Source organism: Pseudomonas sp. Irchel 3F3 (assembly GCF_900187545.1).
GTDB classification, from domain to species: domain Bacteria; phylum Pseudomonadota; class Gammaproteobacteria; order Pseudomonadales; family Pseudomonadaceae; genus Aquipseudomonas; species Aquipseudomonas fortuita.
Window position 1 is genome coordinate 47,369 of the sequence record NZ_FYDS01000014.1, and the last position, 13,933, is coordinate 61,301.

A 13,933-nucleotide genomic window follows, 5' to 3' on the forward strand; every position below is an offset into this window, starting at 1 on the left:
ACGGCAACAGTTAAAAAAGTTGCTCTGAAAATGACGGCAAGTATCCGTTAAAGACGGGTGATGTTCAACACATCACCGGACAGGCTGACTTGCACACCGGTGCCCCACAGAGGGTCGCGGCGCAGGTCTTCGCAAACCTTGTACTGGCCTGCGATGGAGACCATTTCGGCGGTCATCTGCTGGCAGAAGATACGCGCTTTGGTGTTGCCTTTGATGCCGGCCAGGGCGCGCCCGCGCATGGCGCCGTACACATGGATGTTGCCATCGGCCAGAAGTTCCGCGCCCGGGCTGACCGAGGCGGTAACGATCAGATCGCCACCTTGCGCGTAGATCTGCTGGCCGCCGCGCACTGGCGCGGTAATGATCCGGGTCGGGCGCACCTCGGGCTCGGGGGCGGGTGGTGGCACGGGGGCCGGCTCGGGTTTTTTGACAACCTCGGGTTCCGGCTCCAGCGGCCGCTCGCGGGCGCCGGACGGTGGCAGCACCGGCAGGTCGATGGCGATGGCGGCTGCAATGTCCTCGATGCGATTGGCGCGGATCGCCAGGGTACGCAGGCCATGGTGGCGGCAGATACGCATCAAGCCTGGCAGGTCGATTGCCCCTTCGCCGGCCGGCAGCTTGTCCAGCGCCAGCACCAGTGGCGTATTGCTGAAGAAATTCGGTGCCTGGGCAACTTTGGCCGCCAGCTGGCGGTCGAGGCCTTCAAGGTCATTGCGCGCCAGTTCCAGCACTGTGATGGCGAGCATGCTGCCCTTGAGCTGGAACACGGAGGCGGTGTCGGGTGTGTGGTTTGGGCTCATGGTCTGCATAGACGGCTTGTTGCGAAAAAAGTGCCCTGATTTATAACGAGAACACCGGTTGCCCGCAACATACGCTGATCCGTTGTAGAATGCGCAGCCTTTGTCTTTCCGGAAGCTTCAATGGAACGCCCGCGTTTTCGCCCCTATTTCCTTCACCCAAAGTTCTGGGGCCTGTGGCTGGGCCTGGGCCTGCTGTGGCTGGTGGTCCAGTTGCCGTACCGGGTCCTGTTGAAAGCCGGTGCCGCGTTGGGGGCCGTGATGTATTGCTTTGCCGGCGAGCGTCGGCGCATTGCCGCCCGCAACCTAGAGCTGTGCTTCCCGGAGCTGTCGGTCGACGAACGGCGGCGTTTGCTCAAGGCCAACTTCGCTTCTACCGGTATCGCCTTCTTCGAAATGGCCATGAGCTGGTGGTGGCCCAAGGCCAGGCTGGCGCGCCTGGCCCATATCGAGGGGCTGGAGCACCTGCAGGCCGCCCAGCAGGCGGGGCAGGGCGCCATCCTCATGGCCGTGCACTTTACCACCCTGGAAATCGGCGCCGCACTGCTGGGCCAACAGCACACCATCGACGGCATGTATCGTGAGCACGGCAATGCGCTGTTCGACTTCATCCAGCGCAGCGGCCGCGAGCGGCATAACCTCGATTCGCTGGCGGTGGAGCGCGAGGACGTGCGCGGCATGCTCAAGCTGCTGCGTTCGGGCCGGGCGATCTGGTACGCACCGGACCAGGACTACGGGGCCAAGCAGAGCATTTTCGTGCCGCTGTTCGGCATCCCGGCGGCGACGGTAACCGCCACCACCAAGTTCGCCCGATTGGGCAAGGCACAGGTGATTCCGTTCACCCAGAAGCGCCTGGAGGATGGCAGCGGCTATCGTCTGGTCATCCACCCGCCGTTGGCGGACTTTCCCGGCGAAAGCGAAGAGGCCGACTGCCTGCGCATCAACCAGTGGGTCGAGCGTGTGTTGCGCGAGTGCCCCGAGCAGTACCTGTGGGCGCACCGCCGGTTCAAGTCGCGGCCCGAGGGTGCGCCGCGGCTGTATGACAAGAAAAAGCGCTGAAATTTGTGCTGTGAGTGCCGGCCCCTCGCGGGGCAAGCCCGCTCCCACGGGTTTTCTACACGGCCTGAGGGAGCAGGGAACCTGTGGGAGCGGGCTTGCCCCGCGAAGAGGCCGGTACTGACCAAGTGAATCCAGGAAGGAAGCCATGGCCCCACCCCCGGTAACCGGTCTTATCCTTTCTGGCGGCGGCGCCCGCGCCGCCTATCAGGTCGGCGTATTGGCCGGCATCGCCGAGCTGCTGCCCGCCGGCGCACATAATCCGTTCCCGGTCATCGTCGGCACCTCTGCCGGTGCCATCAATGCCGTCACCCTGGCCAGCGGCGCCACCCACTTCAACGACGCCGTGCAGCGTCTAACCGCCTTCTGGCAGAACTTTCGCAGCCATCTGGTCATCCGCAGCGACTGGCCCGGCGTAGTCCGTCAGGCCAGCCGTTTTGTCGGCCACAGCCTGCTGGGGCTGGGCGGCCAGGCGCCAGTAGCGCTGCTGGACAGCAGCCCCTTGCGCAGCCTGCTGGAGGCACACCTGAACCTGGATGGCATCGGCCATTCCCTGGCCGCCGAGCAGTTGAACGCGGTGGCCGTCACCGCCTTTGGCTACGAGTCTGGCCAGGCGGTCACCTTCTACCAAGGGCGCGGCACCATCGAAGCCTGGCTACGCCACCGCCGCATCGGTGTGCCCACGCCATTGACCATCGACCACCTGCTGGCCAGCGCGGCCATTCCACTGCTGTTTGCCCCGGTGCAGCTGGGCGACGAATTCTACGGTGATGGCGCGGTGCGCCAGTCAGCGCCGATCAGCCCAGCCCTGCACCTGGGCGCCAGCCGGGTGCTGGTGGTCGGGGTCAGCGGCAACCCGCAGCGGCCAGCGCCGCCCTTGCCCACTCAGCGCGTGTTCAGCGGGCAGCAGCCCAGCCTGGCGCAGATTGGTGGGCACTTGCTTAACAGCACGTTCATTGACAGCCTGGAAGACGACATCGAGCTGCTGCAGCGGCTGAACCACCTGAGCCGGCTGCTGCCGGCGCATCTGGATGCCCGGCGCCTGGGGCTGGCCCCAGTCGAGGTGCTGGTGGTAGCCCCCAGCCAGCCGTTGGATGAGATCGCCGCCCGGCACCGGCGTGAGCTCCCGGCGGCGTTGCGCCTGTTCCTGCGTGGGCCAGGGGCGACCCGCACCAGCGGGGCGGGGGTGTTGAGCTATCTGCTGTTCGAGGCCAGCTATTGCAGTGAGCTGATCGAACTGGGGCGCAAGGATGCCCTGGCCAAGAAGCGGGAGCTGTGTCAGTTCCTCGGAATTTAATGTTGCCTGTACCGGCGATCGGGCCGAAGCAGGTTTACTCCGCTATCTGCAACTTGCGCGCCTGGGTGTACACATACCGCACTTTTTCGTATTCGAAAGGCGAGTTCAGCTGGCCATAGCGGAAGTTGGTGGTGTAGCGCTTGTCCACCACGCGCAGCGCGAAGATTTCCGGGTGGTCGGTGCTGGCTTCGGCCACGTTCAGGTAATTGATCGCCTGCTCGCCGGCATAGTCCACCACCAGCCCGGTGGTATCGCGCAGGTTCGATGGCCCCAGCAGCGGCAGCATCAGGTACGGCCCCTCCGGTACGCCATAGAAGCCCAGGGTCTGGCCAAAGTCCTCGCTCTGGCGCGGCAAGCCCATGCTGGTCGCCGGGTCCCATAGCCCACCCACGCCGATGAGGGTGTTGAACATCAGCCGTGCCGTGATCTCGGCCGAGCGCTTGGGCTTGAGCTGCAACACGCTATTGAGCAGGTTTGGCACGTCGCCGAGGTTGTTGAAGAAGTTGCTCACCCCCGTGCGCACGAAGCGTGGCGTGACGTACTGGTACCCATTCACCAGTGGCAGCAGCACCCACTGGTCCAGCCGGTAGTTGAAGTGATACACGCGCCGGTTGATCGACTCCAGCGGGTCGTACACGTTCAGTGCTTCCAGGGTTGAACGCTCGAACTCGCGCTGGTCCAGCCCAGGGTTGAATTTCAGCTCGCGCAGCGGGTCGATGAAACCATCGGCTTCGGGCACCAGTGGAGCGGTACCGATCACCTGCGGGTCGGCCTCGACCACGCTGGCCCGGGGCGCGGTCTCGGCGGCCAGGGTGTGGCCAGCGGCAAGCAAGGCAGTGGCGAAGAGGAGTTTGTTAACCACGGAAGAACTCCAGCATGGCGTCACTGTTGACGCGATAGTTGAGGTTGCCGCAATGGCCGCCATGGGGGTAGAGGGTCAGCCGGTCACCGAACACCTTGCGCAGGAAACCGATGTCGCCCGGGCCGAGAATGACATCGTCAGCGTTGTGCATCACGGCGATCTTGTCACTGTCACGCAGGTAGTCTTCCAGGGCATACAGGCTGGTCTGGTTGACCAGTTGCAAGATGCTGTTGCCATCGGTGCGGGCGCGCCACATGGGGATTACCTGTTCGGTCATGTAGCAGTCAAAGTCGCATTGCAGGGCACGCTTGAAGAACGGCGTGAGGCTGCTGCCTTCGGTGATCGGGAACTTCGGCGGAATGATCAGGCCGCGGCGGTTGATCAGGTCGGAAGTGAAGGCAATGTCCGCTGCCGAGAACCGGAACGAAGTGCCGATCAGCATGGCCATCTGTTCGTTGGACAGGTGCTGTTTCGACTGCTGGAAGTCATAAAGCAGGGCGTCGTTCAGGTCGATGTAGCCTTTGTCCTGGAAGTAGCGCGTCAGTTTGGTCAGCATCAGCTCATAGAATGTGGTACTGCGATCGATGCCTTTGACCTGGGTCTGCACCAGTTTGTCCAGGTTGTTGATCGAGGTGTACAGGTTGACCGGCGGGTTCAGCAGCAGCACGCGCTTGAAGTTGAAACTGCGGCGGGTTTCGTCCAGGTGGCTGACGAACGCGGCGTCGAGCGCACCCAGGCTGTAGCCGGTGAGGTAGAAATCGCTGACCGGCAGGCGTGGATGCTGGGCGCGCACGGCCTGCATTACCCGGTACATGTCCTCGGCGTCTTCCCGGCTGACGCCGGGGGTGGCAAAGCGTGACGCGGCGCTCATGAAGTCGTAGCTGGTGGGCGACGACAGTTGCACCACGTGGAAGCCGGCCTGGTAGAACAGCTTTTTCAGGTATTCGTTGATGCTGCTGGTGTACGGTGCGCCGGTGCCGGCAATAATGAAGATAAGCGGCGCTTCGCGGTCTTGGCGGGCCAGGCGGTATTTGAGCTTTTTCACGGCCCAGAAATTGTCGGGCAACGTGAATTCACGCTCGGGGCGCAGGTTGAGGCTGTAGTCCGACTGGGTGATGTCCTCGTCGCTGGGCAGGGTAGGCCGCTGATCCGGCGGCGTGGTGGCGATAGTCGCCTCGAACGGGTTGGTCAAGGGGTAGCCGTAGCTGGCAGCGTCGATATCCCGCGCTGAAGCGGCCACCGCCATGAGCAGGCTACCCAGCAGGGCAGCGAGGCGCAAAGATCGATGCATGTAATCCCCCAAAAGAACGCAAGGTCGAGCAGTGTGCAGGCTAGGACCACAGCCAACCGGGCAAAGTTGCCAGTGGCGGTGGCCTTTGGTGTGCTTGTTATTTGCAACATAGCTGCAGGGTTGTGATTTTGCCTTACAACCGGGCATAAGCGATCATGGATGCTTTCGATTACCGCTATTGGAGAACAGGATGTCTCGTTCAGTGCCGGCTGCGCTGCTCTTGCTGTTTCTGGGGCTGTGGCTCGCTGCCAGTTATGGCGTGCGTTATGGGCTGATGGAGGATGGCCAGTGGGTAGGGCTGTGCACATTGCCTGCGGCGTACTGGCAGTGCGAGGTGCGCTCGCTGCTGGGGCTAGGCATTCACCACCAGGTGCTGGCCTGGGGCGGGCTGGGCCTGGCGCTGCTGTCGCAGTTCGTGCCTGCGCGGGCCGGCTGGTGGCTGGCGGTGTTGGCATTGGTATTCGCGGTGCCGGCGCTGGTGCTGTATACCGCCAGCATTGCCGTGTTTGCGCTGGTGTTGGCGGGGTTGCGCCTGGTCAGGAGACCGCAGCAAGGCTGACAGGGGCGCGAAGCGGCCCCCGGGCATCAAGCCTGGCGCACCCGCAAGCTGCGCCACAATGCGGCTGTCATCAGCACACTCACCACCGCCCAACCCCAGGCCTGCTGGTTTTCCAGCCCTTCCACGAACAACTGCGGCGCCACCCCGGCCCCGACAATGAACGCGAGCAACGCCACCTCCGCCCGCCGCGCGGGCACCGGCCACAGCACATACACCAGCGCCGGCAACGCCAGCGCGGCGCTGGGGAAGCTGCGGTAGCGCGGGTCGAACACCATTGCCAGCATGCTCACCGCCGCGGCAAAGCCCGCCGCCAGCAACAGCCAGCCGGCCCGCGCCTGCAGCCAGGCGAACAAGCGCATGCGCCAACCGGCACGCTGCGCCAACGCCAGCAGCGCATGGGCCAGCACCAGTAGGTTCAGCCCGGCCAGTGCAACGGCCCACAGCCACTCCCCGGCAAAGCGTGCATGGGTGCGCATCAGCTCGCCCCACAGCCCCAGGCAACCCGCGCCAAACGCCGCCAGCAATGGCAACAACAAGGCAGCCTGCGGGCTGGCGGGGCGCCCGGCAAGCAACAACATGCCCGCCATCAACAGTGCACTGGCCAGCAACCACTGCGGCCAGTCCTGCAGGTTGCTGACCGGCCCCTCCAGTATGCCCTTGTCCTGCCGGTCGGCATCGTAAAGCCCCCAGTAACCGCCTACCGCCCCTTCATTGGCACGCTTCCATGGCTGGTCGAACGCTTCGATCAGGTTGTAGTGCCAGCCGTTGCTTTCGGCCAAGGTCACAAAACCACGGATGAAGCGCGCCTCGTTGACGCGGCTTGGTACGGCGGTCTCGCGCTGGCGGCCTTCGCTGGGCCAGCCGGTTTCGCCAATCAGGATGTCCTTGGGCGCAAAGCGCGTGCCGAATACCCGCCGCACATCGGCGACGTGGGCCAGTGCATCGTCAATGCCGCGCGGGTCGTCTTCCCAGTAGGGCAGCAGGTGTATGGTCAAAAAATCCACCGCCGGCGCCACCTGCGGGTGCTGCAGCCAGAACTCCCACACATCCGCGTAGGTCACGGGCACCTTGACCTGGCTTTTCACCCGGACGATCAGCTTGGCCAGGTGCGCGCCGGTAACTTCTTTGCGCAGCAATGTCTCGTTGCCCACGATTACCGCGCTGACCACATCGGGGTTGGCGTTGGCGGTGGCGATCAGCAAGTCGATTTCCCGGTCGGTGTCGGCCGGGTGAGCGTTCACCCAGGCGCCCAGCATCACTTTCAGCCCATGCTTGCGGGCCAGCGCCGGGATGGCCTCAAGGCCGGTCATGGAATAGGTGCGGATGCACTGGAAACGCTCAGCCAGCAAGGCAAGGTCAGCGTCCATCCGTGCCGGGCGCAGGCGAAACGGCTGGTCATACGGCGACTGGTCCTTGTCGAACGGCGTGTACGACGCGCATTGCAACTTGTGCGTCGGGCTGGCCGCATCGGGCAGGTGCACCGGCTTGCCAAGCCCGTACCAGAGCCCGGCGAGCCCGGCCAGGGCCAGCAGGCAGGCAAGCAGGTAAAGCGGCAGCAACAGGCGGGCAGAACTGGGCATCGGGCGGTCCATCGTCAGGCGCAAAAGGGTAGATAGTAGCCCGGCGCCAAAGCTTTGGCATGCAAGGATCGCGCAGGCGGGTGTAGGCCAATGACGCTAATGGCACAGTGCTGTCGCATATGGGGCGGGTGCAGGTCGCTGCTGGATCAGGTCGACCTGTATTGCAGGCAGATGATGCAATCTCCAAGACCTGACGAGGGGATGCTTTGATGGCGACTTTGAAAAAAATGCGACGGTTCCTGGGTGTGGGCACCGCCCTGGTAATGGCCATGGGCGCTGCACAGGCAATGGCTAAAGAAGTAAGCATTGGTTACGTGGATGGTTGGGCCGACAGCGTGGCGACCACCAACGTGGCCGCCGAAGTGATCAAGCAAAAACTCGGCTACGACGTGAAGTTGCAGGCTGTGGCCACAGGGATCATGTGGCAGGGTGTGGCAACCGGCAAGCTCGATGCCATGTTGTCCGCCTGGTTGCCGGTGACGCATGGTGAGTACTGGGCCAAGAACAAGGACAACGTGGTCGACTATGGCGCCAACTTCAAGGACGCCAAGATCGGCCTGATCGTCCCCGAGTACGTCAAGGCGGCGAGCATCGCCGACCTCAAGACCGATAGTAGCTTCAAGCAGAAGATTGTTGGCATCGACGCGGGCTCCGGCGTGATGCTCAAGACCGACCAGGCGATCAAGGACTACGACCTGACGGGTTACAAGCTGCAGGCCAGCTCGGGCGCGGCGATGACTGCGGAACTGGGCCGTGCCTATGCCAAGCAGCAGTCGATTGCAGTGACCGGCTGGGTCCCGCACTGGATGTTCGCCAAGTGGAAACTCAAGTTCCTCGAAGACCCGAAAGGCGTGTATGGCGCGGCAGAAACCGTGAACAGCATCGGCAGCAAGGAACTGGCTACCAAGGCACCAGAAGTGGCGGAGTTCCTGAAGAAGTTCAGTTGGAAGTCCAAGGACGAGATTGGCGAGGTGATGCTGGCGATTCAGGAAGGGGCCAAGCCTGAAGCGGCGGCCAAGGATTGGGTGGCCAAGCACCCTGATCGCGTGAAGGAGTGGACGGGTAAGTAGCGTTTGCCGTTGCTTTTTTAGCGCCAGTTAGATCGAGCGCCGCCCGCGCGGCGCTCGTTTTATGCCCGACCGCTAAACCGAAGCCGGTCCCATTCCAGCCCTGCCCCCATCTTTTCTTTGTTACGCAACCGGTAAAACACCGTTGCATCTAAGACTAAGGTCGTCTGGTTGCCGTCCAACAGCCGCATAAAGTAAGGGCGTGGGTTTCACCCCTACCTGTGCTGCTAGGACAAAAACAATGAACGACAGCATTTACCTCTCGATACAAAACAGCCCCCGTTTCAAGGAGCTGGTCACCAAACGCGAACGGTTCGCCTGGGTTCTCTCGGCGATCATGCTCGGCCTGTACTGCGGTTTCATCCTCCTGATCGCCTACGGTCCTCATCTGCTGGGCGCCAAGCTCAGCCCTGAGTCGTCGATCACCTGGGGCATTCCCCTGGGCGTCGGCCTGATCGTTTCGGCATTTGTCCTGACCGCCATCTACGTACGCCGCGCCAACGGCGAATTCGATGAGCTGAACAAGGCCATCCTCAAGGAGGCGCAACAATGATTCGTCACGCCAAAGCCCTGGCCGTCCTGGCCTGCGGAGCCTTTGCACCCGCCGTGTGGGCAGCCGATGCCCTGACCGGCGAGGTGCAGAAACAGCCGCTGAACGTTGCCGCGATTGCCATGTTCGTGGCCTTCGTCGCCTTCACCCTCGGTATTACCTACTGGGCCTCCAAACGCAACAAGTCGGCGGCGGACTACTATGCTGCCGGTGGCAAGATCACCGGCTTCCAGAACGGCCTGGCGATTGCCGGCGACTACATGTCGGCTGCCTCCTTCCTGGGTATTTCCGCCCTGGTGTTCACCTCTGGCTACGATGGCCTGATCTACTCGATCGGCTTTTTGGTCGGCTGGCCCATCATTCTCTTCCTGATTGCCGAGCGCCTGCGTAACCTCGGCAAGTACACCTTTGCCGACGTGGCCTCGTACCGCCTTGGGCAGAAGGAAATCCGTACCCTGTCGGCCTCCGGTTCGCTGGTGGTGGTGGCGTTCTACCTGATCGCGCAGATGGTCGGTGCCGGCAAGCTGATCGAACTGTTGTTCGGCCTGGACTACCACGTCGCGGTGATCCTGGTGGGGATCCTGATGTGCCTGTATGTGCTGTTCGGCGGCATGCTGGCCACCACCTGGGTACAAATCATCAAGGCCGTGCTGCTGCTGTCCGGTGCCAGCTTCATGGCGCTGATGGTGATGAAGCACGTAGGCTTCGACTTCAACACCCTCTTCTCGGAAGCGATCAAGGTGCACAGCAAGGGTGAGGCGATCATGAGCCCGGGTGGCCTGGTCAAGGACCCGATCTCGGCCTTCTCGCTGGGCCTGGCGCTGATGTTCGGTACCGCCGGCCTGCCGCACATCCTGATGCGCTTCTTTACCGTCAGTGATGCCAAGGAAGCCCGCAAGAGCGTGCTTTACGCTACCGGCTTCATCGGTTACTTCTACATTCTCACCTTCATCATCGGCTTTGGCGCGATCCTGCTGGTCAGCACCAACCCGGACTTCAAGGACGCCGCCGGCGCCCTGTTGGGCGGCAACAACATGGCCGCGGTTCACCTGGCCGATGCCGTGGGTGGCAGCATCTTCCTCGGCTTCATTTCGGCAGTGGCCTTTGCCACCATCCTGGCAGTGGTTGCCGGCCTGACCCTGGCCGGTGCCTCGGCGGTGTCCCACGACCTGTACGCCAGCGTATGGCGCAAGGGCAAGGCCAACGACAAGGACGAAATCCGCGTGTCGAAGATCACCACCATCGCCCTGGGCGTGCTGGCGATCGGCCTGGGCATCCTGTTCGAGAAACAGAACATCGCCTTCATGGTTGGCCTGGCGTTCTCCATTGCCGCCAGCTGCAACTTCCCGGTACTGCTGCTTTCGATGTACTGGAAGAAGCTGACCACCCGCGGCGCCATGATCGGCGGCTGGCTGGGCCTGGTGAGTGCGGTGACGCTGATGATCCTCGGCCCGACCATCTGGGTGCAGATCCTCGGCCACGAAAAACCGATCTACCCGTACGAGTACCCGGCGCTGTTCTCGATGGCTATTGCCTTCGTCAGCATCTGGTTCTTCTCGGTCACCGACAAGTCCAAGGCGGCTGACGACGAGCGTGCGCTGTTCTACCCGCAGTTCGTGCGTTCGCAGACTGGCCTGGGTGCCAGCGGGGCGGTTTCCCACTGATGCTGTAGCAGCCCCCCTGAAATGCAGAACGCCCCGCTTGCCGGGGCGTTCTGCATTTCAGGAGGGCTGCTGATAACAAAGGCCCAGTAGCCCCCAAGCTCAGGCGGACAGGCTCATATCATGCCCAATAACAACAGCACCAGCAGAATCACCAGCACGGCGCCAACGATGCCAGACGGGCCATAGCCCCAGCTGCGCGAGTGCGGGAAGACCGGTAAGCCACCAATCAGCAACAGGATCAGGATGATGATGAGAATCGTGGTCATGACGGAGTCCTTGCGTAGTTGAGGGTAAAGGGCCTCGGATTGCTGGCCTCTTGTAAAGTCGGACTGTTGCCGCTTGGCAAAGATTCCATTTGAGTATTGCCGGTATGGGATTCTTCGCCGCGCCGGGCCGGTACTGACCACACAGTCATGCCCGCCCATTCACTAGCCTGATGAACCCTGCCTGCCCACTCGGCCTTGTTTAGACTCGTTGCACCCTCACCAGAACAAGGCCAGCCACCATGCAAAACCGCATCATGATCACTGGCGCCGGGTCCGGCCTCGGTCGCGAGATCGCCCTGCGCTGGGCGCGTGAGGGCTGGCGCGTGGCGCTGGCCGATGTCAACGAAGCCGGCCTGCGCGAAACCCTGGAGCTGGTCCGCGCTGCCGGCGGCGACGGCTTCTTCCAGCGCTGCGACGTCCGCGATTACAGCCAGCTGACGGCCATGGCCCAGGCCTGCACCGAGCAGCTCGGCGGCATCGATGTGATCGTCAACAACGCAGGTGTCGCTTCGGGCGGCTTCTTCGCTGAACTGTCGCTGGAAGACTGGGACTGGCAGATTGCGGTCAACCTGATGGGGGTGGTCAAAGGCTGCAAGGCCTTCCTGCCGCTGCTGGAGCGCAGCAAGGGACGCATCATCAATATCGCCTCGATGGCCGCGTTGATGCAGGGCCCGGGCATGAGCAACTACAACGTGGCCAAGGCCGGTGTACTGGCTTTGTCAGAGAGCCTGCTGGTGGAGTTGCGCCAACTGGAGGTGGCGGTGCACGTGGTGTGCCCGTCGTTCTTTCAGACCAACCTGCTGGACTCGTTCCGCGGGCCCAACCCGGCAATGAAAGCGCAAGTGGGCAAGCTGCTGGAAGGCTCGCCGATCAGTGCGTCGGACATAGCTGACTACATGCATCAGCAGGTGGCCGCTGGCGAGTTCCTGATCCTGCCCCACGAAGCCGGGCGCGAAGCTTGGGCGTTGAAGCGGCAGGCGCCTGAGCGGCTGTATGAAGAAATGGCGGAAATGGCGGTAAAAATGCGCGCCAGAGGGCATTCGAAGTGAATGGTCTGTAGGGGAAATTACCCGCGAATGTAGGGTGCTTCTGATTTGCTGTGGAGCTATTGAGTAGGTGAATGCCCGCGATGCACGCTCCGTTTTTCCCTTTCGCTGGAGGAGCGGAACATGCTGGTAATAGGACGCGAAGTGGGGGAGGTCATCGTGATTGGCGATGACATCCGGATCATGGTGGTAGAAACGCGTGACGGGGTGGTGCGCTTCGGGATCGACGCCCCGAAGGCGGTGTCAGTGCATCGTGCCGAGGTCTACAGGCGCATCAAGGAGGCAGGTCAGCGTAAAGCCCGCAGGGCTTGAGGTTGCCAGTGCTGAGCTCATCGCGGGCTTGGCGTGCTAATCGAGCAGCTCGCGGGGCACATCATGCTTGGCCAGCAATTGGCACTGCTGGCTTTCCGGGTCGAACAGGATAAACGCCTGGCCTTTGGCCAACGCCTGGCGTACCCGAAGCACACGGGTTTCCAGCGGGGTGTCGTCGCCATTGTCGGTGCCATCGCGGGTGACGAAGTCCTCAATCAGGCGGGTCAAGGTTTCGGCTTGCAGTTGCTCGTAGGGGATCAGCATGGTGGGCAGGTTCTGAAGTAAGTGTGGGCAATGCTACGCGAAACGTTCGGGCATTTGGGGCTGCAAAGCAGCCCCCAGGCCATCAGCCTTTATTGCCAACCAGGCTGTCCACTGCCGGCACCCGCGTGTCGCTCTCCATCTGCGCATCGTGCTCCAGCTGGTGGCTGAACCTTTCAAGCGAGGCATTGGCCGGCTGCGAGTCGCTGGCAAACACGGGCGGGCTCAACAGGTACGCCGACAGCAGCCGGCTCAACGCCGCAAGGCTGTCGATGTGCGTGCGTTCGTAGCCATGGGTGGCATCGCAACCAAACGCCACCAGCGCGGTACGAATGTCATGCCCCGCCGTTACCGCCGAATGGGCATCGCTGAAGTAATAGCGGAACAGGTCGCGCCGTACCGGCAGGTCGTGGTCGCCGGCCAGTTTCAGCAAATGCCGGGACAGGTGGTAGTCATAGGGCCCCGAAGAGTCTTGCATGGCCACGCTGACCGCATGCTCGCTGGAGGCCTGCCCAGGTGCCACCGGGGCGATGTCGATACCAACGAATTCGCTGACATCCCAGGGCAGGGCACCCGCGGCACCCGAGCCGGTCTCTTCGGTAATGGTGAACAGCGGGTGGCAATCGATCAACGGTTGTTGGCCGCTTTCCACCACCGCCTTCAGCGCCGCCAGCAACGCTGCTACGCCGGCCTTGTCATCCAGGTGGCGGGCGCTTATGTGGCCGCTTTCGGTGAACTCGGGCAGCGGGTCGAAGGCGACGAAGTCACCAATGCTCACGCCCAGCGCCTCGCAGTCGGCCCGGGTGGCGCAGTAGGCGTCCAGGCGCAGCTCCACGTGGTCCCAGCTGACCGGCATCTGGTCGATGGCAGTGTTGAAGGCATGCCCGCTGGCCATCAACGGCAGCACGCTGCCGCGCACGACCCCCGTGTCGGTGAACACGCTGACCCGGCTGCCTTCGGCGAAGCGGCTGGACCAGCAGCCGACCGGCGCCAGGGCCAGGCGCCCGTTGTCCTGCAGTTGGCGCACGCTGGCGCCGATGGTATCCAGATGGGCCGATACGGCCCGGTCGGGGGATGACTGCCGCCCCTTGAGGGTGGCGCGTATGGTGCCGCGACGGGTCAACTCGAAGGGTATACCCAGTTCGTCCAGGCGTTCGGCCACGTAGCGCACGATGGTGTCGGTGAAACCGGTGGGGCTGGGGATGGCGAGCATCTCCAGCAGCACTCGTTTGAGGTAGTCGAGATCGGGCTCGGGGTAGTGCTCAGACATATGTACTCCTTCATCGGCCTCTTCGCGGGGCAAGCCCGCTCCCACAGGTCCACGG

Annotated in this window: 15 protein-coding genes; 8 read left to right on the forward strand and 7 right to left on the reverse strand. The window is 63.0% G+C overall.

Annotation, left to right across the window (positions count from 1 at the left end; translation table 11 throughout):
• Positions 1–47: 47 nt before the first annotated feature.
• Complete coding sequence (minC, locus tag CKW35_RS24685; RefSeq protein ID WP_060518719.1) at positions 48–809, reverse strand: septum site-determining protein MinC; 762 nt, start codon at positions 807–809, stop codon at positions 48–50.
• Between the two features lie 111 nt (positions 810–920).
• Here minC and CKW35_RS24690 point away from each other — a divergent pair, with 111 nt between their 5' ends.
• Positions 921–1,856: a lipid A biosynthesis lauroyl acyltransferase gene (locus CKW35_RS24690; protein ID WP_016485325.1), complete on the forward strand. Its 936-nt coding sequence runs from the start codon at positions 921–923 to the stop codon at positions 1,854–1,856.
• Positions 1,857–2,001: 145 nt separating this feature from the next.
• Positions 2,002–3,150: a patatin-like phospholipase family protein gene (locus CKW35_RS24695; protein WP_095117064.1), complete on the forward strand. Its 1,149-nt coding sequence runs from the start codon at positions 2,002–2,004 to the stop codon at positions 3,148–3,150.
• 34 nt (positions 3,151–3,184) lie between these two features.
• On the opposite strand, the gene CKW35_RS24700 is transcribed toward CKW35_RS24695, so the two are convergent.
• A complete protein-coding gene (locus CKW35_RS24700) occupies positions 3,185–3,931 on the reverse strand; it encodes a VacJ family lipoprotein (protein ID WP_049870369.1) in 747 nt (248 codons plus the stop codon).
• 73 nt (positions 3,932–4,004) lie between these two features.
• Positions 4,005–5,303: a serine protein kinase PrkA gene (locus CKW35_RS24705; protein ID WP_016485328.1), complete on the reverse strand. Its 1,299-nt coding sequence runs from the start codon at positions 5,301–5,303 to the stop codon at positions 4,005–4,007.
• A 190-nt stretch (positions 5,304–5,493) separates the two neighbouring features.
• Here CKW35_RS24705 and CKW35_RS24710 point away from each other — a divergent pair, with 190 nt between their 5' ends.
• The gene (locus tag CKW35_RS24710) at positions 5,494–5,862 is read left to right on the forward strand and encodes a hypothetical protein (protein WP_016485329.1); all 369 of its coding nucleotides are present in this window, start codon (positions 5,494–5,496) and stop codon (positions 5,860–5,862) included.
• Between the two features lie 26 nt (positions 5,863–5,888).
• Here CKW35_RS24710 and CKW35_RS24715 read toward each other — a convergent pair whose 3' ends face one another.
• Positions 5,889–7,454 carry a beta (1-6) glucans synthase gene (locus tag CKW35_RS24715; protein WP_095117066.1) on the reverse strand — a complete coding sequence of 522 codons (1,566 nt, stop codon included), beginning with the start codon at positions 7,452–7,454 and terminating at the stop codon, positions 5,889–5,891.
• A 197-nt stretch (positions 7,455–7,651) separates the two neighbouring features.
• Between CKW35_RS24715 and CKW35_RS24720 the strand changes: the two genes are divergently transcribed.
• The 3 genes from CKW35_RS24720 (at position 7,652) to CKW35_RS24730 (ending at position 10,723) form a co-directional block, all read left to right on the forward strand.
• A complete protein-coding gene (locus CKW35_RS24720; protein WP_016485331.1) occupies positions 7,652–8,512 on the forward strand; it encodes a glycine betaine ABC transporter substrate-binding protein in 861 nt (286 codons plus the stop codon).
• Between the two features lie 238 nt (positions 8,513–8,750).
• Positions 8,751–9,062, forward strand: a complete 312-nt coding sequence (locus tag CKW35_RS24725; protein ID WP_016485332.1) for a DUF485 domain-containing protein — start codon at positions 8,751–8,753, stop codon at positions 9,060–9,062.
• The gene (locus CKW35_RS24730; RefSeq protein WP_016485333.1) at positions 9,059–10,723 is read left to right on the forward strand and encodes a cation acetate symporter; all 1,665 of its coding nucleotides are present in this window, start codon (positions 9,059–9,061) and stop codon (positions 10,721–10,723) included. Before CKW35_RS24725 ends, CKW35_RS24730 begins: the two co-directional genes overlap by 4 nt.
• A 113-nt stretch (positions 10,724–10,836) precedes the next feature.
• Here the strand turns inward: CKW35_RS24730 and CKW35_RS24735 are convergent, their stop codons facing one another.
• Positions 10,837–10,989: a DUF3309 family protein gene (locus CKW35_RS24735; protein ID WP_016485334.1), complete on the reverse strand. Its 153-nt coding sequence runs from the start codon at positions 10,987–10,989 to the stop codon at positions 10,837–10,839.
• A 239-nt stretch (positions 10,990–11,228) separates the two neighbouring features.
• On the opposite strand from CKW35_RS24735, the gene CKW35_RS24740 reads away from it, so the two are divergent.
• Together CKW35_RS24740 and csrA are read left to right on the forward strand one after the other, a co-directional pair.
• Entirely contained in the window at positions 11,229–12,038 is an 810-nt protein-coding gene (locus CKW35_RS24740; protein ID WP_060518708.1) for an SDR family oxidoreductase, read from the forward strand.
• 120 nt (positions 12,039–12,158) lie between these two features.
• The gene (gene csrA, locus CKW35_RS24745) at positions 12,159–12,347 is read left to right on the forward strand and encodes a carbon storage regulator CsrA (RefSeq protein ID WP_016485336.1); all 189 of its coding nucleotides are present in this window, start codon (positions 12,159–12,161) and stop codon (positions 12,345–12,347) included.
• 36 nt (positions 12,348–12,383) lie between these two features.
• Here the strand turns inward: csrA and CKW35_RS24750 are convergent, their stop codons facing one another.
• Together CKW35_RS24750 and CKW35_RS24755 are read right to left on the reverse strand one after the other, a co-directional pair.
• Positions 12,384–12,611, reverse strand: a complete 228-nt coding sequence (locus CKW35_RS24750) for a YheU family protein (protein ID WP_009682864.1) — start codon at positions 12,609–12,611, stop codon at positions 12,384–12,386.
• Positions 12,612–12,693: 82 nt separating this feature from the next.
• Positions 12,694–13,878 carry an osmoprotectant NAGGN system M42 family peptidase gene (locus CKW35_RS24755; RefSeq protein ID WP_016485337.1) on the reverse strand — a complete coding sequence of 395 codons (1,185 nt, stop codon included), beginning with the start codon at positions 13,876–13,878 and terminating at the stop codon, positions 12,694–12,696.
• Between the last annotated feature and the right edge of the window lie 55 nt (positions 13,879–13,933).